The following is a 26191-nucleotide window of genomic DNA, read 5'->3' on the forward strand; positions in this document are numbered from 1 at the left end:
CCCCAGTGAATTGTAGAATTGCACCATGCGGCAATGCGAACCCTTACTGTTTAGCCCGCGCAGGTGTATCGTATCTGCCCTTTGCGGGCCCTGGCCTGCGACCGATACGTGAGGTTGTTGTGTCCCAATCGTTTTCCCGTCGACAGATCCTCGGTGGCCTTGCTGGCCTGGCCGTCGTAGGTGTGGGCGCCGGTGGCGCCTATCGCTACTGGCTGGGCAAGGTTGCCGATGCCAACGCAGGAAGCGACTATCAACTGATCGCCGCGCCGCTCGATGTGGAACTGGTGCCGGGCCACACCACCCAAGCCTGGGCGTTCGGCCCTTCTGCGCCGGGCACCGAGCTGCGCGTACGCCAGGGCGAATGGCTGCGGGTGCGCTTTATCAACCACCTGCCGGTCGCCACCACCATCCACTGGCATGGCATCCGCCTGCCGCTGGAAATGGACGGCGTGCCCTACGTCTCGCAATTGCCGGTATTGCCAGGGGAATACTTCGATTACAAGTTCCGCGTGCCCGACGCTGGCAGCTACTGGTACCACCCCCATGTGAACAGCAGCGAAGAACTCGGCCGTGGCCTGGTCGGGCCGTTGATCATCGAAGAGCGCGAGCCCACCGGTTTCAAGCACGAGCGCACCCTCAGCCTGAAAAGCTGGCACGTGGACGAAGAGGGCGCCTTCGTGGCGTTCAGTATTCCCCGCGAGGCGGCGCGTGGCGGTACGGCAGGGCGTTTGTCCACCATCAACGGCGTGGCCCAGGCGGTGATCGACCTGCCGGCCGGGCAGATCACCCGAGTGCGCCTGCTCAACCTCGACAACACCCTGACTTATCGCCTCAACATCCCGGATGTCGAAGCGCAGATCTATGCGCTGGACGGCAACCCCATCGAGCCGCGCCCGCTGGGCAAGGAATACTGGCTGGGCCCTGGCATGCGTATTTGCCTGGCCATTAAGGCGCCGCCGGCAGGCGAAGAGCTGTCGATCCGCAATGGCCCGGTGCGTCTGGGTACGTTCCGCTCGGTGGCCAATACCGACGCGCCGAGCGAATGGCCGCCCGCATTGCCGCCCAACCCGGTTGCCGAACCGGACCTGGCCAATGCGGAAAAACTCAACTTCAATTTCGAGTGGGTCGGCTCGGTGTCGGTCAACCTCGACAACGGCAAGCCACCGAGCTTGTGGCAGATCAACGGCCAGGCCTGGGACATCACCGACAAAACCTGCGCCGACCGCCCGATCGCCAAGTTGGAGAAGGGCAAAAGCTATATTTTCGAATTGAAGAACATGACCCAGTACCAGCACCCGATCCACCTGCACGGCATGAGTTTCAAGGTGATTGCCTCGAACCGCCACAAGGTCATCCCGTATTTCACCGACACCTATCTGCTGGGCAAGAACGAACGCGCCCGCGTGGCGTTGGTGGCGGATAACCCGGGCGTGTGGATGTTCCACTGCCATGTGATCGACCATATGGAAACCGGCCTGATGGCCGCCATCGAGGTGGCGTGATGCGCCAGATCCGCCCGGCGATCATCGACCGTAGCCGCGACCAAACCTTCATGCGCGAAGCCCTGGCACTCGCCGCCCAGGGCGCGGCGCTGGGTGAAGTGCCGGTGGGCGCGGTCCTGGTGCAAAACGGTGAGATCATCGGCCGCGGTTTCAACTGCCCGATCAGCGGCAATGACCCCAGCGCGCATGCCGAGATGGTCGCAATCCGCGCCGCTGCGCAAGCGATCAGCAACTATCGCCTGGTGGGCAGCACGCTGTATGTAACGTTGGAGCCGTGCAGCATGTGCGCCGGCCTGATCGTGCATTCGCGGGTGGCGCGGGTGGTGTATGGCGCGCTGGAGCCCAAGGCCGGGATTGTGCAGAGCCAGGGGCAGTTTTTTACCCAGGGCTTTTTGAATCATCGGGTGTTGTTTGAGGGGGGGGTGCTGGCTGAAGAGTGTGGAACGGTATTGAGCGAGTTCTTCAAGGCCCGCCGGGCCAAGCCACCGCTCTAAAGAACACTGATAAGCAAATGTGGGAGGGGGCTTGCTCCCGATGGCGGTGGGTCAGCTACAACCATGCTGACTGACACACTGCTATCGGGAGCAAGCCCCCTCCCACATTTTGTCCTCTGTTTAGTCAGCAAGGGCGGGGTTACTTTTTGGCGATGATCACCGCCCGCATCGGCGCCGGCAGCCCCTCGATCGTCTTGCTGTGATCTTCCGGATCGAGAAAGTCACTCAGCGACTGGTATTTCATCCACTCGGTCCCACGCTGTTCCTCCACCGTGGTCACGCTCACATCCACGCAACGCACATCACTGAAACCGGCACGGCGCAGCCATAGCATCAACGCCGGGACCGAGGGCAGGAACCACACGTTGCGCATCTGCGCGTAGCGGTCTTCCGGTACCAGCACTTGTTGCTGGTCGCCTTCCACCACCAGGGTTTCCAGCACCAGTTCACCGCCCTTGACCAGGGTGTCCTTCAGCGCCAGCAGATGTTCGATCGGCGAACGACGGTGATAGAACACGCCCATGGAAAACACCGTGTCGAAGCCTTCAAGGTTCGCCGGCAAGTCTTCGAACGGGAACGGCAGGTGCCAGGCCCTGGGTGCTGACAGGTACCGCTGCACCGCCTGGAACTGGCAGAAGAACAGCCAGTTCGGGTCGACGCCAATCACGCTGTCGGCGCCGGCGCCGAGCATGCGCCACATGTAGTAGCCGTTGCCGCAGCCCACATCGAGGATGCGCTTGCCGTTCAAATCCAGATGCGGCGCCACCCGCGACCACTTCCAGTCCGAGCGCCATTCGGTGTCCACATGCACGCCGAACAGGTGGAACGGCCCCTTGCGCCACGGGCTCAGGCCCATCAGCGCGGTGTGCATTTGCGCACGGGTGGCGTCATCGCATTCAGTGTCCAACACCAGGCCTGTGAGCAGGTCGACGTGGCTGGGCTGGATCTTCGGCAATGCGTCCAATGCACTTTGCCAGCGCTCCAGGTCGCCATGGCCTTTTTCCATTTTGCTATCGAGCTGCGCTTGCAGGCCCTGGGCCCACACGGCCAAGGGAGTGCCGACCAGATGGCGGGCGAGGGGAGACAAATCAATCATGGCAAGGCAATCAACGAGGCAAAGTTAAGACACTGGAACCACGGCACGACTTTCGAGAACCCGGCCGCCAGCAGGCGTTCGCGGTGTTCTTCGAGGCTGTCGGGCTTCATGACGTTTTCGATGGCGCTGCGCTTCTGGGCGATTTCCAGTTCGCTGTAGCCGTTGGCGCGTTTGAACGCGATATGCAGGTCGGTGAGCAACGCCTGTTCCTGGGCATCGTTGAAGCGCAGCTTTTCCGAGAGGATCAGTGCACCGCCCGGCAGCAGCGACTGACGGATGCGCCCGAGCAACGCCAGGCGTTCATCGGGAGCGATGAATTGCAGGGTGAAGTTCAGCGCGACCACTGAGGCCGGCTGGAAGTGCAGGGCGAGGATATCGCCCTCGATCACCTCCACCGGCAGCAATTCCTGGAACATCGAGTCCTGGCCATTGAGGTATTCACGGCAGCGTTCGACCATCGCCGTCGAGTTATCCACCGCGATCACCCGGCAACCGTCGGTACGCACATGGCGGCGCAGGGCCTGGGTCACGGCGCCCAGGGACGAGCCCAGGTCATACAGCACACTGCCCGGCTGGGCGAACTGGGCGGCGAGCACGCCGAGGTTTTCAACGATGGTCGGGTAACCGGGCACCGAGCGCTTGATCATGTCCGGGAACACCCGCACCACGTCTTCGTTAAAGGCGAAGTCCGGCACCTGGGGCAGGGGCTGGGCGAATAGGCGATCGGGTTCTTTGCTCACGGTTGTTCCGGCGACGAGGAAGGAGGGGCCGGCATTTTAGCCAAGTTGGCGGGGGGATGCGCGGGTTGTCTGATGGAAAGCCGAGTGCCGGCAGCGGCTGAGGTCAGCCCGTCAGTTCACCGTAATGGCGCAGTCGAACGTCTGGGCGGGTTCGGCCTCCGGCTCCCACGGTTGCTGGGAGGTCAGGCGCAAACGGCCTTGCCCGGCGGTAAAGGCCTGGAAGCGCCAGGTGGACTGGCCGCCGCCACCGATCACGCCGGATTCGCTGCTGCTGTACACCTCCGGGCTCAGCGCCCGCAACACGCCGCCGGCGGAGTCCTGGATGGCCCAGCGGTAGCCGGTGGTGGGGTTGCTGGGCAGGGTGAGGATCAGGTTCTGACCGGATTTGAGCTGCAGCGGACAGGCGCTCTGGTCATCCACGCTGATGTTTTGCTTCGGCGCGCTGGCGCACGCGGACAACAAGGCAAGGCTCAAGGGGAGAAACAGGCGGGCAACGGTCATGGGGGCTCCGGTTGTACACGACGAAGGGCGAGCATAACCGAAGATGAGACAAGGTGTGACAGGAGGGGGTTGTGTTGGCAGGTCTGGCCTCATCGGGAGCAAGCCCCCTCCCACACTTGAAGGCATTCACAAATCAAAGTGTGGGAGGGGGCTTGCCCCCGATAGCGCCAGCTCAGGCACTACATAACTGTCAGAACAACACTTTGGCCACATCCGCAAAGCGCTTGGCAAAGTGCACCGTCATGCCTTCCTTCAGGTACTCCGGCAGCTCTTCAAAGCTGCCACGGTTGGGCTCCGGCAGGATCAACTCGTGAATCTTCTGGCGCCGCGCCGCAATCACCTTCTCACGCACGCCGCCAATCGGCAGCACATGCCCGGTCAACGTCAGTTCACCGGTCATGGCCACGCCTTTTTTCGGCGGCTGGTTGCGTGCCAGGGACAGCAGCGCGCTGGCCATGGTCACGCCGGCGCTCGGTCCGTCTTTTGGCGTGGCGCCTTCCGGTACGTGCAAATGGACGAAGGCTTCATCGAAGAACTTCGGATCACCGCCAAACGACTTCAGGTTGGAGCTGATGAAGCTGTAGGCGATTTCTGCAGATTCCTTCATCACGTCACCCAGTTGCCCAGTGAGCTTGAAGCCGCGATTGAGCGTGTGGATGCGCGTCGCTTCGATCGGCAAGGTCGCGCCACCCATGCTGGTCCAGGCCAGGCCGGTAATCACACCGGTGCCCGACAGCACTTGTTCATTGCGAAACACCGGCATGCCCAGGGAGGCTTCCAAGTCCTTGTTCCCGATCTTGATCACCGAATTCGGCTCATCCAGCAGCTTGACCACCGCCTTGCGCACCAGTTTGCCCAGTTGTTTCTCCAGCTGACGCACACCGGCTTCCCGCGCATAGCCATCAATCAACGCACGCAGGGCGCCATCGCTGATGCTCAGGCTGGTTTTTGCCACACCGGCTTTTTCCAGCTGCTTGGGCCACAGGTGGCGCTTGGCGATGGCGACTTTTTCTTCGGTGATGTAGCCCGACAGGCGAATCACTTCCATGCGGTCGAGCAACGGGCCGGGGATCGAGTCCAGGGTGTTGGCGGTGCACACGAACAGCACCTTGGACAGGTCCAGGCGCAGGTCCAGGTAGTGGTCGAGGAATTCGACGTTCTGCTCGGGATCGAGGGTTTCAAGCAGCGCCGAGGCCGGGTCGCCCTGGAAGCTCTGGCCCATCTTGTCGATCTCGTCGAGCATGATCACCGGGTTCATCACCTCCACATCCTTGAGCGCCTGCACCAGCTTGCCCGGCAGCGCGCCGATGTAGGTGCGGCGGTGGCCCTTGATCTCGGCCTCGTCGCGCATGCCGCCGACACTGAAGCGGTAGAACGGCCGCCCCAGGGACTCGGCGATGGATTTACCGACGCTGGTCTTGCCCACGCCCGGCGGGCCCACCAGCAGCACGATGGAACCGGCGACCTCACCTTTATAGGCGCCTACCGCGAGGAACTCGAGGATGCGGCTCTTGATGTCATCCAGGCCCGCATGATGCTTATCCAACACCTTGCGCGCGTGTTTCAGGTCGAGTTTGTCTTCGCCATACACGCCCCACGGTACCGAAGTGGCCCAGTCCAGGTAGTTACGGGTGACGGCGTATTCCGGCGAGCCGGTTTCGAGGATCGACAGCTTGTTGAGTTCTTCATCGATACGTTTCTGCGCCTGGGCCGGCAGCGTCTTGCCCACCAGTCGCTGCTCGAATTGTTCGACATCGGCGCTGCGGTCGTCCTTGGTCAGGCCCAGCTCTTGCTGGATGACCTTGAGCTGTTCCTTGAGGAAGAACTCGCGTTGATGCTCGCCGATCTTGCGGTTCACTTCGGCCGAGAGTTCTTTTTGCAGGCGCGCGACTTCTACCTCTTTGCGCAGCATCGGCAAAACTTTTTCCATGCGTTTGAGCATGGGCACGCAATCGAGCACTTCCTGCAACTCGTTACCGGTGGCCGAGGTCAGCGCAGCGGCGAAGTCGGTGAGCGGCGACGGGTCGTTGGGGCTGAAGCGGTTGAGGTAGTTCTTCAACTCTTCGCTGTACAGCGGGTTGAGCGGCAGCAGTTCCTTGATCGCATTGATCAGCGCCATGCCGTAGGCCTTGACCTCGTCGGTCGGCTCGCTCGGCTGGTGCGGGTATTCGACCTCCACCAGGTACGGTGGGCGGTGGTGCTTGAGCCAGGTCTTGATGCGCACGCGCGTCAGGCCCTGGGCCACGAATTGCAGCTTGCCGTTTTCGCGGCTGGCGTGGTGCACCTTGACCAGGGTGCCGTACAGCGGCAGGGCAGAGGTGTCGAAATGGCGCGGGTCTTCGGGCGGTGTATCCATGAAAAACAGGGCGAGGGAATGGTGGTCGGATTTGCTCACCAGTTCCAGGGTTTCGGCCCAGGGTTCTTCATTGACGATGACCGGCAACACCTGCGCCGGAAAAAACGGCCGGTTGTGGATCGGGATGATGTAGACCTTGTCCGGCAGGTTTTGCCCAGGCAGGGCCAGGCCGGTGTTGGACGAAGTTTCAGCGTTTTCGGGGTCGGCGTAGTCGTTCAGGTCGTAATCAGGGACGTCTTGCTGGTCGCTCATGGGGCACCTGCATAAGGAAGTATGCAGCTTAGATGGGGCAGGGCAGCGGTGGTTTCAATGGTAGGGGTGAGATAGGAACATATTACATAAAGTTACTGCAGCGACGCGGTCAGCTGATTTTGTGGAGGTAGGCCGGCAGTGGCTGCTCGGGCAGTACCGAGAGCACCTTCAAGCGCTGCAACATTCGCTGCCGCGCGCGCTGCAGGTGCTCGCGCAGGTTCAGCGCGGCCGCATCGAAAGCGCCATGCAGCAAAAGCTCCAGGATCAGGCGATGTTCGGCAAGCATGGCCGGATCGGCGCCGATCCCCAGCAATCGATGGAAAATCCGGCTGATGATCATCGGGCTCTGGCCCTGGCGGATCAGCGCGGCGATCTTGCGGTTCTGCAGGCCGGCCAGGCAGCGCTGGTGCAAGTCCTCCTCGATCTGCTCGATGGCTTCGAGGCTGCATTGCGGGTTTTGCTGGGCGGCCGTGACCCGCTGCAACATGGCTTCGAGGACTTCCCGCTCGAGGCCCGGCGCGCTCTGGCGCAAGGCCTCGGGTTCGAGGCAGGCGCGCAGTTCGTAGTCTTCGGTGACTTCCCGCGCGGTCAACGGCCCGGCCAACCATTGGGAGTAGGGCTCTTTCTCCACCAGGCCACGGTCGCGCAGGCGCATCAGCGCTTCGCGGACCACGGCGCGGCTGACGCCGTAGTGGTCGGCGGCGGCTTGTTCGTCCAGGCGGTAATGGCCAAAGGCGATGCAGGTGGACAGTGCTGCGCCGATTTCTTCGACGATCCGCTCGCCCAGGGGCCGGGTGTCCACCAGCTCGTCGTCGCCGTTGAGGCCCAGGTGTGCGTGGCTCAGGGGCAGGCGCAGCGGCTCCACGGCCAGGCCTTCGGGATTGATCAGGTAGCCACGGCCGTTGAAGCGGCAGATCAGGCCCTCATCGTGCAGCAGGTCCAGCGCCTTGCGCACCGGCACGCGGCTGGTGCCGAACAGCTCGGCCAGCGGCGCTTCCAGCAGCACAAGCCCGTGGCGCGCGGTGCCGTTGACGATTGCGTCACGCATCACCTTGTGAATCATCGCGTAACGGGATGCCGGGGCGGACACTGGTTTCATCTGCTTCTCTGAGTCATGAATGCTAGGGCGTGACGATGGCCGGGGATTCTCTCATAGATGGGCCTGTCACTCCGCGCCACGTCGGTGGCACTTTTTTGGGGCCTTTGGCGCAGGACTGTTACTTTTTTGCACCAAAATGTATTTATTCATCAAAGATACGTTATTTCATTGAGGAGCAGGCCCAGCGCTGACCTCGAAATATTTTGCTTCTTACAAAAGCCTCTATCCCGTGGATATTGGCGAAAAGCCGAAATAATACGCGCGGACACATAAAGAGACTGGCACGAAAGCTGCCTCTACAAAACGTACATTTTATAAATATATACGTTTATGAGGTGATCTTCATGTCAGACGCCACGTCAATGGCCGAAGCGTACGCCACCGGTCGCAGCGACCCGGTGCAAGTGCTCGAACAAGCGCTTGCCCACGCACGCACGGCGCCCAGCGTGTTCATCTCGCTGTGCACCGAGCGTGCCTTGCGTGAGGCGCAAGCGTCCGCTGCGCGCTGGCGTGCCGGCCAGCCGCTGAGTGTGTTCGACGGCGTGCCCCTGGCGTGGAAGGACTTGTTTGACGTGGCCGGCAGCATCACCACCGCAGGCGCCGCTTATCGCCGCGAGGCGCCGGCCGCTTTGCTCGATGCGCCAAGCGTGGGGCTGTTGTGCCGCGCCGGGATGGTCAGCGTGGGCAAGACCAACCTCAGTGAGCTGGCGTATTCGGGCCTGGGCCTGAACCCGCATTTTGGCACGCCCCACAACCCCAACAGCAGCGACCAGCCGCGGATTCCCGGCGGTTCTTCATCGGGTTCGGCCGTGGCCGTGGCGGCCGGGATCGTGCCGATTGCCATGGGCACCGACACCGCTGGCTCGATCCGCATTCCGGCCGCCCTGAATGGCGTAGTGGGCTACCGCAGCAGCTGCCGCCGCTACAGCCGCGACGGTGTGTTTCCATTGGCGCGCAGCCTCGACAGCCTTGGCCCGCTGGCCCGCAGCGTGCGTGATGCCCTGGTCATCGACGACCTGCTCCATGGCCGTGCGCAAACCCACGTTGCCCGCAGCCTGAAGGGCCAGCGTTTCGTGCTCGAGCAAGGCGCGCTGGAAGGCATTGAACCGGCGGTGCGCGATAACCTGCTGCGCGCGGTGGACCAGCTCAAGGCTGCCGGCGCGTTGATCGACCTGCGCCCCTGCGCCGCCTTCCAGGCCGCCCTCGACCTGATCCGGCAGCACGGCTGGCTTGGCGCTTTCGAAGCCTTCGCCCTGCACCAGGCCCTGCTCGACAGCCCTGACGCCGAGCAGCTCGACCCCCGCGTGCGTCGCCGCCTCGAAGCCGCGCGCGGCTTGCCAGCCAGCCAACTGATCCACCTGACCGACGCCCGCAGACGTCTGCAGAACCAACTGAGCGACGACCTCGACGGCGCTCTGCTGATCACCCCGACCGTCGCCCACGTCGCCCCGGCGCTGGCACCGCTGGAGGCCGACGACGAATTGTTCGTCAGCACCAACCTGGCGACCCTGCGCCTGACCATGCCCGGCAGCCTGCTCGACATGCCGGGCGTCAGCCTGCCCAGCGGCCGCGACGCCCTGGGCCTGCCCACCGCGCTGCTGCTCAGCGCCCCTTGTGGCGAAGACGCGCGCCTGCTCAGGGCCGCGCTGTCGGTCGAAACCGCCCTCAACCCTAAGGAGACACACCATGGCTAAAGACATCCTCTGTGCATTTGGCGTCGACGTTGACGCCGTCGCCGGCTGGCTCGGTTCCTACGGCGGTGAAGACTCGCCGGACGACATCTCTCGCGGCCTGTTCGCCGGTGAGGTCGGCGCGCCGCGCCTGCTCAAATTGTTCGAGCGCTACGGCCTGCGCACCACCTGGTTTATCCCCGGCCACTCGATGGAAACCTTCCCCGAACAGATGAAGGCCGTGGCCGACGCCGGCCACGAAATCGGCGTGCACGGCTACAGCCACGAAAACCCCATCGCGATGACCGCCGAGCAGGAAGAAATCGTCCTCGATAAATCCATCGAACTGATCACCCAGGTCACCGGCAAGCGCCCCACCGGCTACGTCGCGCCGTGGTGGGAATTCAGTAAAGTCACCAACGAGCTGCTGCTGAAGAAAGGCATCAAGTACGACCACAGCCTGATGCACAACGACTTCCATCCCTACTACGTGCGCAAGGGCGATAGCTGGACCAAGATCGACTACAGCCAGCACCCCGACACCTGGATGAAACCCCTGGTGCGCGGCGAGGAAACCGACCTGGTGGAAATCCCGGCCAACTGGTACCTCGACGACCTGCCGCCAATGATGTTCATCAAGAAAGCCCCCAACAGCCACGGCTTCGTCAACCCGCGTCACCTGGAAGAAATGTGGCGCGACCAGTTCGACTGGGTCTACCGCGAGCATGAACACGCGGTGTTCACCATGACCATCCACCCCGACGTGTCCGGCCGGCCGCAAGTGCTGCTGATGCTTGAGCGTCTGATCGAACACATCCAGAGCCATGCCGGTGTGCGCTTCGTCACCTTCGATGAAATCGCCGACGACTTTATCCGCCGTCAACCCCGCACCTGACCCGAACCCTGTAGGAGCGAGCTTGAACTGGCCTAATGATCCCGGACACCTCTTAAGGGCGATATGATTCGCCCAATCAGGAGGTTCCATGCAACAGCGAAAGACCTACACCCACGAGTTCAAGCAACGTGCTGCAAGCATGGTTCTTGATGATAACTGCTCAGTTCCCGACGTCTGTGCATCGATGGACGTTGGCCCTACGGCTCTGCGCCGCTGGGTTGATCAGGTTCGTAAAGAGCGTCACAAAGGGCAGCCAGTGGCAGGTACCAAGGCTATCAGCGACGAACAGCGAGAGCTTCAACAGCTACGAGCCAAGGTCAAGCGCCTGGAGAGTGAGGCTGAAATCTTAAAAAAGGCTACGGCTCTCTTGATGTCGGATCCCGATCGTTTTTCCTGATCGAGGAACTGAGGGAGTCGAGTTCATATCCGACCAGCCTGCTTTGCAGTGCGCTAGGCGTTTCTCGCAGCGCGTTTTATGACTGGATTAAGCGTCGCTCAGCGCCAAATACCAAGCGTGACGCGCTTAGAGCAAAAGTCGTGCAACTGCATGTCGAAAGCCGAGAAAGCGCAGGCGCGCGGATGATCTCTCAGCGCCTGAAGGCCCAGCAGATCAAGGTGGGTCGGCATCTGGCCGGAAAACTTATGGCGGAGGCAAATCTGGCCAGCAGACAGCGCCGCCGCCATCAATATCGCTCTAGAGGCGTTGAAGCATTTGTGGCCAAGAACCTGCTTGAGCGTAACTTCGAGCCAACCGCAATTAATCAAGTCTGGTGCGGCGACGTTACCAGTCTAATGGTTGGGAAACGCTGGTATCACTTGGCAGTGGTCATTGATCTGTTCGCCCGCCGAATCGTTGGCTGGGCGTTTTCTCTGATCAATGACGCCAACCTGGTTAGCAAGGCGCTGAGAATGGCGGTGGAGGTTCGAGGCAAACATGCAGGCTTGATGTTTCATTCAGATCAAGGCTGCCAATACACCAGCCAGCACTTTCAGTCCGAGCTGCTGGGGCATGGGATAACGCAAAGCATGAGCCGTAGGGGGCAGTGCTGGGACAACGCGCCAACAGAGCGTTTCTTCGGGACGCTCAAATCAGAGTGGGTGCCCACCAAGGGCTATATGACAGTTGAAGAAGCCAAGCAGGATATGACCAGCTTCTTCATGCGATACAACCGAATCAGGCTCCACAGCTACAACAACTACCTGTCGCCAATAGCCATGGAGCAGAAGGCGGCTTGATCACCGTAATCGGTGTCCGGAAAAACTTGACCAGAACAGCTTGCTCGCGAAACGCCTGAGAGCACCGCGTGCATTCAGGATGCCTGCGTCATCGTTGACGATTTTCGCGAGCAAGCTCGCTCCTACAGAAAGCCCACTCCACCTCCCGAGGCGCGCTCCATGTCTATCTACAACAAGCTTGACCTGACCGGCTGGAAACCCCGGCAACTGACGTCCCAGGAAGTGCGCTTCGCCACCTGGATCGCGTTCTTTGCCTGGGTGTTCGCGGTGTATGACTTCATCCTGTTCGGCACTTTGCTGCCGGAGATCGGCCGGCACTTTGGCTGGGGTGAAGTGGAGCAGGCGCAAATCGCGACCTGGGTGGCGGTGGGCACCGCGGTGGTCGCGTTCGCCATCGGTCCCGTCGTCGATAAACTGGGGCGCCGCCAGGGGATTATTCTGACCGTGGCCGGCTCCGCGCTGTGCTCGGCGCTCACCGCGATCGGCGGGGCGTGGGGCAAGTCGCCGCTGATCCTGATTCGCTCGCTGGGTGGCTTGGGGTATGCCGAGGAAACCGTCAATGCGACGTATCTGAGTGAGCTGTACGGCGCCTCGCAAGACCCGAAACTGACCAAGCGTCGCGGCTTCATCTACAGCCTGGTACAAGGCGGCTGGCCGGTCGGGGCCTTGATCGCCGCGGGGTTGACCGCGCTGCTGCTGCCGATTATCGGCTGGCAGGGCTGTTTCGTCTTCGCCGCGATCCCGGCCATTGTGATCGCGATCATGGCGCGCAAGCTCAAGGAGAGCCCGCAGTTCCAGATTCACCAGCGCATCAGCCAACTGCGTAAACGCGGTGCGGTGAGCGAGGCGCAGAACGTCGCCGTGACCTACGGCGTGGATTATGACGAACACAGCAAGGCCGGCCTCAAGGCCGCATTCCGGGGCCCGGCGCGGCGCGCCACCCTGGTGATCGGCGCCGCGCTGTTGCTCAACTGGGCGGCGATCCAGGTGTTCAGCGTGCTGGGCACCTCGGTGATCGTCAGCGTGCACCACATCTCGTTCGAGAACTCGCTGATCATCCTCGTGCTGTCGAACCTGGTGGGTTATTGCGGGTACCTCAGCCACGGCTGGATGGGCGACAAGATCGGGCGGCGCAACGTGATCGGCCTGGGCTGGATGCTCGGCGGCCTGGCATTCGCCGGGATGCTGTTCGGCCCGAGCAACATGCCGATGGTGGTTGGGCTGTACAGCCTGGGCCTGTTCTTCCTGATCGGGCCGTACTCGGCGGCGCTGTTCTTCATCAGCGAAAGCTTCCCCACCAGCATCCGCGCCACCGGTGGCGCGATCATTCATGCCATGGGCCCGATCGGCGCCGTGTTGGCCGGGTTTGGCGCCACCCAGGTGTTATCCGCCGGCAGCGACTGGCAGACCGCCGCGCTGTGGTTCGGCGCGCTGCCGTGCTTCTTGTCCGGCGCGTTGATGTTTGCCGCGCGCCATGTGCGTCCGGAAACCGTTCAGTAAGGAGTTCTCGATGAACCGTAAAGTTGCCTTGATTACCGGTGCTGCCAGCGGCATCGGCCAAGCCCTTGCCGTGGCCTACGGGCGCAGCGGCGTGGCGGTGGTGGGCGGGTATTACCCGGCCGATCCCCATGACCCGCAAAGCACGGTTGCCCTGGTGGAAGAAGCCGGCGGCGAATGCCTGATGCTGGCGCTGGACGTGGGCGACAGCGCCTCGGTGGATGCCATGGCCGAGCAAGCGGTGCAGCATTTTGGACGCCTCGATTATGCGGTGGCCAATGCCGGCTTGTTGCGTCGCGCGCCGTTGCTGGAAATGAGCGATGCGTTGTGGGATGAGATGCTCAATATCGACCTCACGGGGGTGATGCGCACCTTTCGCGCGGCGACCCGGCATATGACCGAAGGCGGCGCGCTGGTGGCGATTTCTTCGATTGCCGGCGGCGTGTATGGCTGGCAGGAACACAGCCACTACGCGGCGGCCAAGGCTGGGGTGCCGGGGTTGTGTCGTTCGCTGGCGGTGGAATTGGCGGCCAAGGGCATTCGGTGCAATGCGGTGATCCCGGGGTTGATCGAGACGCCGCAGTCATTGGATGCGAAGAATTCGCTGGGGCCTGAAGGGTTGGCCAAGGCTGCAAAGGCAATCCCGCTGGGCCGGGTAGGGCGGGCGGATGAAGTGGCGTCGCTGGTGCAGTTCTTGACCAGTGATGCATCGAGCTACGTGACCGGGCAAAGCATCATCATCGACGGCGGCCTGACTGTGCGCTGGCCTGATTGACCGCGCTCGTTCCCACGCTCCGCGTGGGAATGCATCAGCGTGACGCTTCGCGTCACAATAGCGGACGCAGAGCGTCCAAGGCGGCATTCCCACGCAGAGCGTGGGAACGATCAATGAGGAAATAAAAATGAGCCTGTTGAATAACCGCCGCGCCGTCATCACCGGGGCCGGCAGCGGCATCGGTGCCGCCATTGCCCAGGCTTACGCGGTCGAGGGCGCACGCCTGGTGTTGGCCGACCGCAACGCCGCGAGCCTTGCCGAGGTCGCGATCACCTGTCGCAACCTGGGTGCCGAGGTGTTCGAATGCCTGGCCGATGTCGGTACCGTCGAAGGCGCCCAGGCCAGTGTCGACCGGTGCGTCGAGCACTTCGGCGGGATCGACATTCTGGTCAACAATGCCGGCATGCTGACCCAGGCGCGTTGCGTCGATCTCTCCCTCGAGATGTGGAACGACATGCTACGGGTCGACCTCACCAGCGTGTTCATCGCCAGCCAACGCGCCTTGCCGCATATGCTCGCGCAGCGCTGGGGGCGGATCATCAACGTTGCCTCGCAACTGGGCATCAAGGGCGGTGCCGAGCTTTGCCACTACGCAGCGGCCAAGGCCGGGGTGATCGGCTTCACCAAGTCCCTGGCCCTGGAAGTGGCCAAGGACAATGTGCTGGTCAACGCTATCGCCCCAGGCCCGATCGAAACCCCGCTGGTGGGCGGCATCAGCGACAGCTGGAAACGCGCCAAGGCCGCCGAACTGCCCCTGGGCCGATTCGGCCTGGCGGACGAAGTCGCGCCCACCGCCGTGCTGCTGGCCAGTACCCCGGGCGGTAATCTGTTCGTCGGCCAGACCCTCGGTCCGAACGCCGGCGATGTCATGCCATGAGCGGGGCTTAGCCATGTGCGGACTCTGTGGCTTGCTCGGCGAAGACCTGCATTGGAGCGACCCCTTGGGCGATGCACTGCCCAGGCGTCGCGAGCGCCTGCGCCGGATTGCGGCGATCAACCAGGTGCTGGCGGTGTTTCGGCTCAAGGTCGAGGATTTCCAGGGCGCGTCGTACCTGTTGCTCGGCGCGACCGGCAAGCAGGCCCTGGCCAGCGGCCTGGATCAACTCTGGCAGGCGGCCGAAACCATGCTCGGCCGCCCGCTGGATCCCCTTGACCCGCGTCTACTTGACCACCTGGAAAACACCCCACTGTAGGAGCGAGCTTGCTCGCGAAAAACATCAACGCTAACGCGTGTCATCTGGATGTACCTGGCGCTCTCGGGTTTTTCGCGAGCAAGCTCGCTCCTACAGTGGGCGGAGGTAAATATGAGCATTGCTCTAAATGTGATCACCGGTTTCCTCGGCAGCGGCAAAACCACCTTGCTCAAGCGTCTGTTGCAGGGCGAAAGCCTGGGCGACACCGCGTTGCTGATCAATGAGTTCGGCGATGTCGGCATTGATCATCTGCTGGTGGAGGAAGTCGCGCCAGACACCGTCCTGCTGCCCAGCGGCTGTGTGTGCTGCTCGATTCGCGGCGAGTTGAAAGACGCACTGCTCGGCCTATTGCAACGCCGTGAACGCGGGGAAATCCCGGCCTTCAAACGGGTGATCCTGGAAACCACCGGCCTGGCCGACCCGGCGCCGATCCTCGCCACGCTGAACAACGACGTTCAACTGCGCGGGCGTTTTCATATCGGCCTGGTGATCACCCTGGTCGACGCCAGCCATGCCGCCTTGCAGGAACGCCTGCACCCGGAGTGGCTGGCCCAGGTGGCGGCGGCCGACCGGCTGTTGCTGAGCAAGACCGACCTGGTCGACGATTGCGCCGCGCTGCGCGAGCATCTGCACGCGCTCAACGGCGGTACGTTGATCCTCGATACCCAGGCGATTCACAGCGGCGATCAACTGCTGCTCGGCGAGGGCGTGCGCGGCGCCGAGCCCGCCGTCGAGGTCAGTCGCTGGCAACTGCATCAACCCGCCACGGCCAACCACGGCGCGGCGCAGGTGTGCTGCCTGAGCTTCGAGCAACCGCTGGACTGGGTCGGGTTCGGGGTGTGGTTGTCGATGCTGCTAAGATGCCACGGCGAACGAATCCTTCGCGTCAAAGGACTGCTCAACGTGAACGCAAGCTCGGCCCCCATCGTCATCCATGGTGTACAGCACTGCCTGCATGCCCCGGTGCATTTGCCTGCCTGGCCTGGCACTGAGCGCCAGTCGCGCCTGGTGTTCATCCTGCGCGGCCTCGACCCCGCGCTGTTGCGCCGCTCCTTCGACGTGTTCGCGCGGCGGTTCGCGGCATGATCACACTGCGCGTGCTCGGCACCTCCGTGACCTTGCTCGAATGCCTGCGCGTGCGGGCCGAGCAGGAGCTGGGCATTCGCCTGGTGTACCAGGTGCATGATGTGGAGCAAGCCCAGCGTATCGCGGTGATGCAGCCGGACAGCTACGACCTCTACGACCAGTGGTTCCACAACGTCGACTTCGTGTGGCCGGCGCGGGCGATCCAGCCGATCGACACGCGGCGCATCGCGCTGTGGCATGAGATCAACGACTTGCCCAAGCGCGGTCGACTCTCGCCCAACGACCGCCTGGGCAGTGGCAGCGTGCCGAGTGAGCGGCTGTTCGTGCAGCACGACGGCAGCCTCGGCAGCAGCGTAACCGAGCGCATCAGCATGCTGCCGCTGACCCACAACGCCGACAGTTTTGCCTATCGCCCCGAGCGTTTGCCCGAAGGTTTCTGCCACGGCAACGAAAGCTGGGGCTGGCTGCTCGACCCGGCGTGGCGCGCGCGCACCGCCCTGCAAAGCGATGCCGCCATCGGCGCCCTGGATGCCGCGCTCGCCGTGCAGGGTGCGGGGCTGGCGCAGTTCCGGGACATCGGCAACATGAGCATCGAGGAGATCGATGTGCTGGCCGAAATCCTGGTGCGCAAGCAGAAGGAGGGGCACTTTGCGGCGTTCTGGTCGGACGACGAAGAAGCCGCGCAATTGATGCTCAGCCCGAGCATCGACATCCAGAGCCTGTGGTCGCCGACCTTGATGCGCCTGCACCGTGCCGGGGTGAAATACCGGCTCGCCGTGCCGCGCGAAGGCTATCGCGCCTGGTTCGGCGGCTTGTCGTTGTCGCGCCATGCCCAGGGGCCGGTGCTGGATGCGGCCTATGCCTACCTGAACTGGTGGTTGTCCGGCTGGCCTGGGGCGGTGATGGCGCGCCAGGGTTACTACATCGGTAACCCGGCGCGTACCCGCGATCATCTGAGCAGCGCCGAGTGGGATTACTGGTACGCCGGCAAGCCTGCGCGTGAAGAGCTGTCGGGCAGCGATGGCTTGCCATTGATCGACATCGGCGAGGTGCGCGACGGCGGCTCCTATGAGCAGCGCATGGGGCACATTGCGGTGTGGAACTCGGTGATGGACGAGCACAACTACCTGGTGCGCCGTTGGGGCGATTTCATGCGCGCACGTTGCCTGTAAAACCCACGACGGCTTATCAGGCGTGCACAAAAAAGGCGGCTACCCATCAGGTAGCCGCCTTTGTTTTACCGCCGAGTTTACTTAATCCGGCAGTTTGAACGCCATCACGTAGTCACCCTGCTTGGTGCCCAGGGAACCGTGACCGCCGGCCATGACCAGCACGTATTGCTTGCCGTCCTTGCCGGTGTAGGTCATCGGGGTGGTTTGCGCGCCTGCAGGCAGGCGGCCTTCCCACAGTTGCTTGCCGTTTTTCACGTCGTAGGCACGCAGGTACTGGTCGAGGGTGCCGCTCAGGAACGCTACGCCACCGGCAGTGGTGAAGGTACCGCCCAGGCTTGGCACGCCCATGGTCAGCGGGATCGGAACCGGCGAGCTGTCACGCACGGTGCCGTTCTTGTGCATCCAGATGGTTTGGTGGGTGGTCAGGTCGACCGCCGCCACGTAACCCCAGGCTGGCGCCTGGCACGGCAGGCCCAGCGGCGAGAGCAGCGCTTCGAGGATCACGCCATACGGCGCGCCTTTGTTCGGCTGTACGCCTTGGGTTTCGCTGACACGTGGGCCTTGCTTGGCGATGTCGGCGGCCGGAATCAGCTTCGATTTGAACGCCATGTAGCTCGGGTTCACGAAAGCGATCTGGCGGACCGGGTCAACCGAGATGCCGCCCCAGTCGAACACGCCGAAGTTACCTGGGTAGACGATCGAGCCTTGCAGCGACGGCGGCGTGAACGGGCCATCGTAGCGCATCGACTTGAAGTCGATCCGGCACAGCATCTGGTCGAACGGTGTCACGCCCCACATATCGCGTTCTTTCAACGGCGGTGGCATGAAGTTCAGGTCGGACTTGGGCTGGGTAGGGGAGGTGCGATCGCCGGCAACGGCGCCCTGGGGCACCGGGATTTCATTGACGGGCACCACCGGTTGGCCGGTGGCGCGGTCCAGCACGTAGATGCTGCCTTGCTTGGTCGATGCCATTACCGCTTGCTTGACGCCGTCAGCGGTCTTGATGTCGATCAGCGAAGGCTGGCCGCCCACGTCCATGTCCCACAGGTCGTGGTGGGTGAACTGGAAGGTCCACTTCACGTGGCCGCTGTCGATGTCCAGGGCGGTCAGGCCGGCAGCGTATTTTTCGGAGTCATCGGTACGGTCGCCGCCGTACTGGTCGGGCATCTGGTTGCCCATCGGCAGGTAGAGCATGCCGAGTTTTTCATCCACGGCGAACATGGACCACATGTTCGGCGAGTTGCGGGTGTAGGTCTTGCCCTCGGCCAACGGGGTGGTGTCGTCCGGGTTGCCGCTGTCCCAGTTCCACACCAGCTTGCCGGTGTGCACGTCGAACGCACGGATTACGCCGCTTGGCTCGTCGGTGGAGACGTTGTCGGTCACGTGACCGCCGATCACCACCAGGTTTTTGGTCACGGCCGGTGGCGAAGTGGAGTAGTAACCGCCTGGGGCGAAGGTGCCGATATTGGCACGCAGGTCGACCTGGCCTTTGTCACCGAAGTCTTCGCACATCTTGCCGGTGTCGGCGTTCAGGGCGATCAGACGGGTGTCGGCAGTCGGCACGAAGATGCGTTTCGGGCAGGCGGTCGGCGCGGCGGCCGGGCTGGCGCTGCCAGTCGGGCTCTGCTCGGAGGCGTAGGCGGCGTCATCGTGATACGACACGCCACGGCAGGTCATGTGCGCCCAACCCTTGAAGTTCTCGGCACCCTGGGTGGTGATCTTCGGATCGAAACGCCAGATTTCCTTGCCGGTGTCCGGGTCCAGGGCAATCACTTGGCTGTGTGGGGTACACACGTACAGCATGCCGTTGACTTTCAGCGGGGTGTTTTCCGCAGTGGTTTCACCGGGATCGCCTGCGCCCGGAATGTCACCGGTACGGAAGGTCCAGGCCGGCACCAGCTTGTGCGCGTTTTCCGGCGTGATCTGGGCCAGTGGTGAGTAACGGTCACCAAAGGCCGAACGGCCGTAGGAGTTCCAGTCGCCATCGGCTTGGGCAGGTGCAGCGCTGGCCATGCCAGGCACAGCATCGCGGTCCAGTTGGCCGGTCTTGACCATTTCACCGGGGTTGGTGAATTGGCTGGCCAGGGCGGCAGCGCCCGCCAGCACCACGGCCACGCTCAGGGCGCCGGTGCCCAACGGCGCGGCTTGACCACGCAGCAACGGACGGCGAAACCATGGCAACAACATGACGATGCCCAAGGCGAACAGCAGGGCCAGGCGCGGCACCAACTGCCACCAGTCCAAGCCGACTTCCCATAGCGCCCACACCGTGCTGGCGAAAAGCACCAGTGCGTACAGGCCCAGCGCAGCGCGGCGGGTGACCAGCAGCAAAACGCCGGTCAAGGCGATGCCGATACCGGCCAGCAGGTAATACAGCGAGCCGCCGAGCATGCTCAGCTTGACCCCACCGGCCAGCAAGGCCAGCCCCATGATCAGCAGCAAGACGCCTAGCAACCTGGGCAGCAGGCGGCTTGGGCTTGAGGCACCATCAGTGCTCATAGTGTGTTTCTCCGTTACGTTGGAATTATGTAAGCCCGTGCTTCACTCACTGTAGATGACGATTCGGCGCGGGCTTGGTTCAGCGTTATTTTTGGTTTTTTCTGTGGATAACTCAGTTATCCACAGGCGGGCAATAAACCCCCAGGCGCAGGTCGATTTAAGACAGCGCTGTCTTTGCGTGAAGGGAAGATTCGGCAAATGGGGTCAGACCGGGGGTGAAGCGTTTCAGGTTGTTGCAAAGGATAATGCGGCGGGGCGTTTAGAGAAAGGGTGAATCGCAAGATGCATCATTTCAGATTTGGTAACAGTGACAGATCGTCGCTGCAAAAAAAGAGGGTGGGAGGGGACTGATCGTTCCTACGCTCTGCGTGGGAATGCCTTCTGCGACGCTCCGCGTCGCGCCAACTACCGGGCACACGTGACGCAGAGCGTCACGGGCTGCGTTCCCACGCGGAGCGTGGGAACGATCGTTCGGGCGTGGGTTAGAAGGTGGTGCGGATGCCGACTTGCACGCTGCGCCCCGGCGCCGGCGCAATATCGCGCAGGATCGAGCTGGCGTAGCGCACGGTCTGGTTGGTCAGGTTTTCGCCATTGACGAACGCCAGCCACTGGCTGCTGCCGACATTGAAGTGATAACCCGCGCTCGCGCCGAGGGTGGTATAGCCATCGGTGCCGCTTTCGTTACTCGGCACGCGCCCTTGGCCGGCGGCATGTTCTACGTCGATACGCGCCTGCCAGCGATCCAGCTCCCACAGCAAACCGCTGTTCAAGCGCAACGGCGCAATGCGCGGCAGGGCTTCGCCGGTGTCCAGGTTGGTTGCACGCGTGTAGTCGCCCGACAGCTCCAGGGCGAACTTGCCGTAGGCGCTTTCGCCGAGTTTCCAGTGATCCTGGGCTTCGAAGCCGGCGAAACGTGCGCGTACCCCGGAGTAGGTGTACTCGGGAATACCGCCTGCGTCCTCTTCACCTTCGTCGTTCAATGTACGGCCAGTGCCGAGCAAGCCGATGTAGTTGGAGAAGCGGCTGTAGAACACGCCAAAGCTGCCCTTGTGGGTGCCATTGTCAAAGCGCAGGGCCAGGTCGCTGGACACGGCTTTTTCCTTCGACAGGTTGGCGTCGCCCAATTCATAAGTGCCGGTGGCGACATGCGCACCATTGGCGTACAGCTCGTAGAACGTCGGGGCGCGCTCGGTGTAGCCCAGGGTGGCGGCCAGCGACCAGATCGGTGTCAGGCTGTAGACCGCGCCGGAGGACAGGCTGCCTGCGGTGAAGGCATTGGCCTTGTCGGCATTGGTGAAGCGCGCGTTGCCCTTGGCATCCGGGTCGACGCTGGTATGTTCCAGGCGCCCGCCGAGGCTGAGGGTGAGGCGCTCGGTGGCGTGCATCTGCTCAAGAATGAACAGCGCGCCGGCGTTGGTATCGGTCTGGGGCACGAAGGCTTCTTCGCCCAGGGCCGAAAACTCGTTGCGGGTCACTTGCGCGCCGACCACGCCGTCGAGCGGCCCGATGGGCTGGTGGCGGGCTTCCACGCGGGCTTCATAGCCTTTGTTCTTGAAGGTGGTGCCGGTCTCGCCCCCTTCGATTTCGCGGTGCTGGTAGTCGGTGTAGCCTGCGTCGGTTTTCACCGAGGTAAACGGGCCTTGCAGGTTGCGGATTTCGGAGGCGAACGCGTAGTGCACCTGTTGCATGCGGATGCGCACGTCCTGCTCGGCGGGCGAGCCGTAGTTGCTGTCGTAGTTGCTGTAGGACATGCCCGCGTAGCCATCATCCCAGGTGTAGGACCCGCCCACCGCGCCGCCATCCTGGCGCCCGTCGCTGTTGCCCAGGCGACCGTTTTTGCCGGGGCCTGCGTCGGTTTCGGGTGCGTGGCGGCTGCGCGCATAACCCGGAATTTTCAGGTCGTTGAACTCCCGCGCGTTGGCATCCAGGTGCAAGGCGAAGGTGCCGTCGCCGGCTTCCAGCTTGCCCGCGCTGCTGCGCGTGGTGTCGGCACCGCCGTAGCGCAGTTCACCGGCACCGTGGAGGCCCTCGATGGCTGTGGTGGGGATGCGGTTGTCGAAGGTGTTGACCACCCCGCCGATGGCGCTGCCGCCGTACAACAAAGCCGCCGGGCCACGCACGATTTCAATGCGCTCGACGTTGATCGGGTCCAGCGGCACGGCGTGGTCATAGGACAGTGACGACGCATCCAGCGCGCCCACGCCGTTGCGCAGCAGGCGAATACGGTCGCCGTCCTGGCCACGAATGATCGGCCGGCTGGCACCGGGGCCAAAGTACGAAGACGACACGCCCGGCTGCTTGTTCAGGGTTTCGCCCAGGCTGCCTTTTTGTTGCAGGGTCAGCTCGTCGCCCTCCAGCACGGTGGTGGGCGAGGCGAGTTGCGCGCTGCCCAGGGGATTGCCAGTGATGATCTGCGATGGCAGTTCCAGGGCGTGGGCTTCGGAGCAGATCAGCAGCGCGGCGGCGAGGGGCGACAGGCGCCAGAGACAGGAGAGCGACATCGGACATTCCTTGGCAGGATCTTTGATAAGTATCGTTACAATATAACATCTCTTTTTTCGCTGAGAAGGGGAACTTTTAACGGCGGGCTATATTCAATGCAGTGCTTCCACCGGTACGCCCCGTCCGCTAAGGTGCGCGGCTGTGTTTCCTCTCTCGCAAAAGGCCCGGCATGACCGCGACAAGCAACGACCCACTCCACGGCGTGACCCTGCAACACGTCCTCACCACCCTGGTGGAACACTACGAATGGGCAGGCCTGGCCGAACGCATTGATATCCGCTGCTTCAAGAGCGATCCCAGCATCAAGTCGAGCCTGACCTTCCTGCGCAAGACCCCATGGGCGCGGGAAAAAGTCGAAGGCTTGTACGTCAAGCTGATGCGCACCAAACGCCCGCTGGACTGAGCCCGTGAAGCGTTTTGTGATGGCGGCCGCGTTGGCCGGTTGGGTGGGGCTGGCGATTCAGCAATACCTGATTCTGTATTCGCGCTGGTCCAGCGGCGCCAGCTTGCTGGGCGGATTGATCAGTTTCTTCAGTTTTTTCACGGTACTGACCAATACCCTGGTCGTGGTGGTGCTGAGCTATTGGCTGGTCAAACGCGAATCTGCCGGCAAGCGGTTTTTCCTCGCGCCGGGTATCAGCAGTGGTATTGCCGCGAGCATTGTCGTGGTAAGCCTGGCCTACAACCTGTTGCTGCGGCACTTATGGAGCCCCGAGGGCTTTCAATTCATTGCCGATGAATTGCTGCACGACGTGATGCCGGGGCTGTTTCTGATTTTTTGGTGGCGATGCGTGCCCAAGGGCACCTTGCGGTTCAAGCACATTGCCGGGTGGGTGGTTTACCCCCTGGTGTACTTCGCCTATGTGCTGCTGCGCGGGCATTTGCTGGGGCAGTATCAATACCCGTTCATGGATGTGGGCAGCCTGGGTTACCCGCAAGTGTTCGTGAATGCTGGGGGGATTTTGCTGGGGTTCTTACTGATTGCGCTGGCAGTGGTGGTCTTGGATAACCGCCTCAAATCACCCTGAATATGTAGGAGCGAGCTTGCTCGCGAAAAACTCAAGGGCCCCGCGTTTATCCAGAATGAACGCGTTGCCTGGACGTTTTTCGCGAGCAAGCTCGCTCCTACAAAAAGCCTTAACTGACTGGCATTGGAGCAAGCCCCCTCCCACAGTTTTGACCGAGTTCAGGTTTAATCTTCTTCACTGCCTTCTGCCCGCCAGTAACCCGCGGCCTTGAGGTACTCCTCATTGACCTTGTGAGTATCCAGCAACACCCGCCGCACCTGGCGCGACAGCTTGGTTTCGGTCGCGACAAAGCTGTACAACTTTCCGCCGGGCAACGTCAGGTTGCGCACGACCTCAAGCAGGTCTGCCTCGCCGCGCACCACCCAGATAATCTCGACATCCGCCGCGCTCTCCAGCACTTGCTGCTCTGCGGCATCGGCAATCTCGATCACCGCCAGCACCTTGCGCCCGGCGGGCAGTTCTTCCAGGCGCCGGCCGATGGCGGGCAGGGCGGTTTCATCGCCGATCAGCAGGTAGCTGTCGAAGATATCCGGCACGATCATCGAACTCCGTGGCCCGCCGATATACAGGTGCTGGCCGACTTGCGCCTGCTCGGCCCAGGTAGACGCAGGGCCATCGCCGTGCAGCACGAAGTCGATAACCAGTTCGCCAATGCTCAGGTCGTAACGCCGTGGCGTGTAATCGCGCATCGCAGGTTGTGGGCCGTCGCCCTTGATGGTGAACGTCGGGCTTTCCAGGGCCACTTGTTCGGCGGCGTTCTGTGGGAACAGCAGCTTGATGTGATCATCGCTGCCCAGGCTGACAAAGCCCGCCAGTTCCGGGCCGCCCAAGGTAATGCGGCGCATGCGCGGGGTGATGTCCACCACCCGCAGCACCTGCAGGCGGCGGCGTTTGACGTCGTGGGTCACGCGGTGAATGGCTTGTGTGTTCATTGGTCTATCCCGTCGGCAATGGCTTGTGCGGTGCGGTTGAGCAGCGCCGCGACCCGCGCGATTTCTTCCGGGCTCCAGCGCCCGTGATGCGAATGCAAGGCATGGCGCAGGTTGTGCACCGCCTCGTGGATTTCCGGTGGCCGGTCGTGGCCGCGCAGCGAGCGTTTGCTTACGTCCATGCGCATGCGAATGCCTTCGAGGGCAACCGCCTGTTCGCTCAATAACAGACGACCTGCATCGGTGATGGTGTAGCGTTTTTTTCCGCCCTCGGCGTCGCCCGTGATCAATTCGCTTTCTTCGAGAAAGGTCAGCGTGGGGTAGATCACCCCGGGGCTTGGGCTGTAGGCGCCGTCGAACAAGGTTTCGATCCGGCGGATCAGGTCGTAGCCGTGGCAGGGCATTTCGGCGATCAGCGCCGGTAGCAGCAATTTCAGATCACCCGGCGCAAAGACGCGCGGGCCACGCTCGGCCCGTTCGCGGCTGGAGCGTTTGTCAAAGATGTCGCGGCCGCTAGCGGTTGCGCGGTGGGAATGAGGGTCTTTCATTGTCGTGTTCTCTGAAAAATCAAGATACAACGTAAGATATATCTTATCCTGCGTAAAGGCCTTCTCCGATGAGCGGTTCGGCGGCCGCCAAAGGCGATGACGGACTGGTAATGACGAACATACCGAGTTATTAAAAAACTAAGCCAGGATTAAAAGATTGAGTTAATACTCTAATTGGATGTTTAATTAAGCCTCGTTATATCGCCATGTAATACGTTTCTGACAGTCCGGGTTTTTAGCGCGCGTAAGTCATGAGTTTATAGTGTCTTTGTAGGACATGTATTACAGGTGCTGATGGCATTATTTAGCTTTTTTGTTTTTGTCTCACTGGTCATATGGCCTATGGCTACATGCTTTAGAGAAGGCTCTGGCTTACTTTGTTTTTAATTCGGTGGAAGATATGCCTGCGTCTTAAGACACAGTCGGATCTGCAAAGCTGTGCTCTTTAAATACGTGAGAAAGTTGCAAGCTGATCGAGCTTTCAACTCAATTTATGCGATATACAGGTACCTGATAATGCTCAAGAAAACTGCTTTCGTACTGCCACTGGTTATGTTGGCCTTCGGTTCTTCCAGCGTCTTTGCCGCCGGTGAAGCCACCAGCGTCATCAACATCAAGGCAACCATTCCTACCAAACAGTTCCATGCACAACCGCTCAACCCGGACTTCGGTCGCGATGAGACCATGACCTACAACACCGTGACCGGTAACCTGAGCAGCCTGCGCGAAACCTACGCGGTGAAAAATACCGACGGTTCGATCAAGGCTTACATCGAAGGCGGTCCAGCTTCCCTGAGCAACGGCACTGCGTCCATTGCCCTGGCCACTTCCTTCAACGGCGTCACCCTGACCGGCTCGCCGCTGGAAGTTGTCGATGATGCCAGTTCCACTCCAGGTACCCAGGCTGACCTGGTTATTGTTCCAGCCAAACCTGCCGACACGGATGCGGGTCTCTTCACCACCAACTTCACCGTGGTCTTCGACCACGAGCCTCGCGTCACCCTGTGAGCGCAATAAGTTGACCCGTAAGCGTCGTTTTATTGGGTAGCGATTACCGATCAACAGGCAGTGTCCCTGTCGGTTGATCGGCCTTTATTGTGTTGAAAATCCGTATTCAGAGT

24 protein-coding genes are annotated in these 26191 nt (G+C 62.1%); 15 read left to right on the plus strand and 9 right to left on the minus strand.

Annotation, left to right across the window (positions count from 1 at the left end):
- Nucleotides 1-119 precede the first annotated feature (119 nt).
- Together C4J88_RS05155 and tadA are read left to right on the plus strand one after the other, a co-directional pair.
- Nucleotides 120-1502, plus strand: a complete 1383-nt coding sequence (locus C4J88_RS05155) for a multicopper oxidase family protein (protein WP_124365953.1) — start codon at nucleotides 120-122, stop codon at nucleotides 1500-1502.
- Nucleotides 1502-1996 (plus strand): tRNA adenosine(34) deaminase TadA, encoded by a 495-nt coding sequence (gene tadA, locus C4J88_RS05160; RefSeq protein ID WP_124403190.1) that lies wholly within the window; start codon nucleotides 1502-1504, stop codon nucleotides 1994-1996. Before C4J88_RS05155 ends, tadA begins: the two co-directional genes overlap by 1 nt.
- Before the next feature lie 139 nt (nucleotides 1997-2135).
- On the opposite strand, the gene cmoB is transcribed toward tadA, so the two are convergent.
- The 5 genes from cmoB to C4J88_RS05185 all read right to left on the minus strand — a co-directional run bounded on the left by cmoB (nucleotide 2136) and on the right by C4J88_RS05185 (nucleotide 8040).
- Complete coding sequence (gene cmoB, locus C4J88_RS05165) at nucleotides 2136-3092, minus strand: tRNA 5-methoxyuridine(34)/uridine 5-oxyacetic acid(34) synthase CmoB (protein ID WP_124365954.1); 957 nt, start codon at nucleotides 3090-3092, stop codon at nucleotides 2136-2138.
- Entirely contained in the window at nucleotides 3089-3832 is a 744-nt protein-coding gene (gene cmoA, locus C4J88_RS05170) for a carboxy-S-adenosyl-L-methionine synthase CmoA (protein WP_124365955.1), read from the minus strand. The genes cmoB and cmoA overlap by 4 nt, the downstream gene beginning before the upstream one ends.
- A 111-nt stretch (nucleotides 3833-3943) precedes the next feature.
- Nucleotides 3944-4333 (minus strand): protease inhibitor I42 family protein, encoded by a 390-nt coding sequence (locus C4J88_RS05175; protein WP_124406369.1) that lies wholly within the window; start codon nucleotides 4331-4333, stop codon nucleotides 3944-3946.
- Nucleotides 4334-4523: 190 nt separating this feature from the next.
- The gene (lon, locus tag C4J88_RS05180) at nucleotides 4524-6941 is read right to left on the minus strand and encodes an endopeptidase La (protein WP_124365957.1); all 2418 of its coding nucleotides are present in this window, start codon (nucleotides 6939-6941) and stop codon (nucleotides 4524-4526) included.
- A gap of 109 nt (nucleotides 6942-7050) precedes the next feature.
- Nucleotides 7051-8040, minus strand: coding sequence for a GntR family transcriptional regulator (locus C4J88_RS05185; protein WP_124406370.1), 990 nt, complete (start codon nucleotides 8038-8040; stop codon nucleotides 7051-7053).
- Between the two features lie 344 nt (nucleotides 8041-8384).
- On the opposite strand from C4J88_RS05185, the gene C4J88_RS05190 reads away from it, so the two are divergent.
- The 10 genes from C4J88_RS05190 to C4J88_RS05230 all read left to right on the plus strand — a co-directional run bounded on the left by C4J88_RS05190 (nucleotide 8385) and on the right by C4J88_RS05230 (nucleotide 17564).
- Nucleotides 8385-9734 carry an amidase gene (locus tag C4J88_RS05190; protein WP_124406371.1) on the plus strand — a complete coding sequence of 450 codons (1350 nt, stop codon included), beginning with the start codon at nucleotides 8385-8387 and terminating at the stop codon, nucleotides 9732-9734.
- A complete protein-coding gene (locus C4J88_RS05195; RefSeq protein ID WP_010212857.1) occupies nucleotides 9727-10605 on the plus strand; it encodes a polysaccharide deacetylase in 879 nt (292 codons plus the stop codon). The genes C4J88_RS05190 and C4J88_RS05195 overlap by 8 nt, the downstream gene beginning before the upstream one ends.
- Nucleotides 10606-10693: 88 nt before the next feature.
- Nucleotides 10694-11002: a transposase gene (locus tag C4J88_RS27610; protein ID WP_256658866.1), complete on the plus strand. Its 309-nt coding sequence runs from the start codon at nucleotides 10694-10696 to the stop codon at nucleotides 11000-11002.
- An 8-nt stretch (nucleotides 11003-11010) separates the two neighbouring features.
- On the plus strand, nucleotides 11011-11841 hold the full coding sequence (locus tag C4J88_RS05200) for an IS3 family transposase (RefSeq protein WP_256659123.1): 831 nt from the start codon (nucleotides 11011-11013) through the stop codon (nucleotides 11839-11841).
- A gap of 159 nt (nucleotides 11842-12000) precedes the next feature.
- Complete coding sequence (locus C4J88_RS05205) at nucleotides 12001-13341, plus strand: MFS transporter (RefSeq protein ID WP_124361457.1); 1341 nt, start codon at nucleotides 12001-12003, stop codon at nucleotides 13339-13341.
- 10 nt (nucleotides 13342-13351) lie between these two features.
- Nucleotides 13352-14113 (plus strand): SDR family NAD(P)-dependent oxidoreductase, encoded by a 762-nt coding sequence (locus tag C4J88_RS05210; protein WP_124406372.1) that lies wholly within the window; start codon nucleotides 13352-13354, stop codon nucleotides 14111-14113.
- Nucleotides 14114-14240: 127 nt separating this feature from the next.
- On the plus strand, nucleotides 14241-14990 hold the full coding sequence (locus C4J88_RS05215) for an SDR family NAD(P)-dependent oxidoreductase (RefSeq protein ID WP_124406373.1): 750 nt from the start codon (nucleotides 14241-14243) through the stop codon (nucleotides 14988-14990).
- 13 nt (nucleotides 14991-15003) lie between these two features.
- Nucleotides 15004-15306 (plus strand): hypothetical protein, encoded by a 303-nt coding sequence (locus C4J88_RS05220; protein WP_124361460.1) that lies wholly within the window; start codon nucleotides 15004-15006, stop codon nucleotides 15304-15306.
- 111 nt (nucleotides 15307-15417) lie between these two features.
- The gene (locus C4J88_RS05225) at nucleotides 15418-16392 is read left to right on the plus strand and encodes a GTP-binding protein (RefSeq protein WP_124406374.1); all 975 of its coding nucleotides are present in this window, start codon (nucleotides 15418-15420) and stop codon (nucleotides 16390-16392) included.
- A complete protein-coding gene (locus tag C4J88_RS05230; protein WP_124369769.1) occupies nucleotides 16389-17564 on the plus strand; it encodes a PotD/PotF family extracellular solute-binding protein in 1176 nt (391 codons plus the stop codon). The genes C4J88_RS05225 and C4J88_RS05230 overlap by 4 nt, the downstream gene beginning before the upstream one ends.
- Before the next feature lie 81 nt (nucleotides 17565-17645).
- On the opposite strand, the gene C4J88_RS05235 is transcribed toward C4J88_RS05230, so the two are convergent.
- Nucleotides 17646-20063, minus strand: coding sequence for a glucose/quinate/shikimate family membrane-bound PQQ-dependent dehydrogenase (locus tag C4J88_RS05235; protein WP_124406375.1), 2418 nt, complete (start codon nucleotides 20061-20063; stop codon nucleotides 17646-17648).
- A gap of 482 nt (nucleotides 20064-20545) precedes the next feature.
- Nucleotides 20546-22564: a TonB-dependent receptor gene (locus tag C4J88_RS05240; RefSeq protein ID WP_124406376.1), complete on the minus strand. Its 2019-nt coding sequence runs from the start codon at nucleotides 22562-22564 to the stop codon at nucleotides 20546-20548.
- 170 nt (nucleotides 22565-22734) lie between these two features.
- Between C4J88_RS05240 and C4J88_RS05245 the strand changes: the two genes are divergently transcribed.
- Nucleotides 22735-22968 carry a VF530 family DNA-binding protein gene (locus C4J88_RS05245; RefSeq protein WP_024073644.1) on the plus strand — a complete coding sequence of 78 codons (234 nt, stop codon included), beginning with the start codon at nucleotides 22735-22737 and terminating at the stop codon, nucleotides 22966-22968.
- A 4-nt stretch (nucleotides 22969-22972) separates the two neighbouring features.
- Nucleotides 22973-23593, plus strand: a complete 621-nt coding sequence (locus C4J88_RS05250) for a Pr6Pr family membrane protein (RefSeq protein ID WP_124406377.1) — start codon at nucleotides 22973-22975, stop codon at nucleotides 23591-23593.
- A gap of 164 nt (nucleotides 23594-23757) precedes the next feature.
- Here C4J88_RS05250 and C4J88_RS05255 read toward each other — a convergent pair whose 3' ends face one another.
- Nucleotides 23758-24525, minus strand: coding sequence for a siderophore-interacting protein (locus tag C4J88_RS05255; RefSeq protein WP_124406378.1), 768 nt, complete (start codon nucleotides 24523-24525; stop codon nucleotides 23758-23760).
- Nucleotides 24522-25070 (minus strand): PadR family transcriptional regulator, encoded by a 549-nt coding sequence (locus C4J88_RS05260; RefSeq protein ID WP_124406379.1) that lies wholly within the window; start codon nucleotides 25068-25070, stop codon nucleotides 24522-24524. Before C4J88_RS05260 ends, C4J88_RS05255 begins: the two co-directional genes overlap by 4 nt.
- A 516-nt stretch (nucleotides 25071-25586) precedes the next feature.
- Here C4J88_RS05260 and C4J88_RS05265 point away from each other — a divergent pair.
- Nucleotides 25587-26078, plus strand: coding sequence for a CS1 type fimbrial major subunit (locus C4J88_RS05265; protein ID WP_124365970.1), 492 nt, complete (start codon nucleotides 25587-25589; stop codon nucleotides 26076-26078).
- Nucleotides 26079-26191: the final 113 nt, after the last annotated feature.

This window comes from Pseudomonas sp. R4-39-08 (assembly GCF_003852275.1).
Taxonomy (GTDB): domain Bacteria; phylum Pseudomonadota; class Gammaproteobacteria; order Pseudomonadales; family Pseudomonadaceae; genus Aquipseudomonas.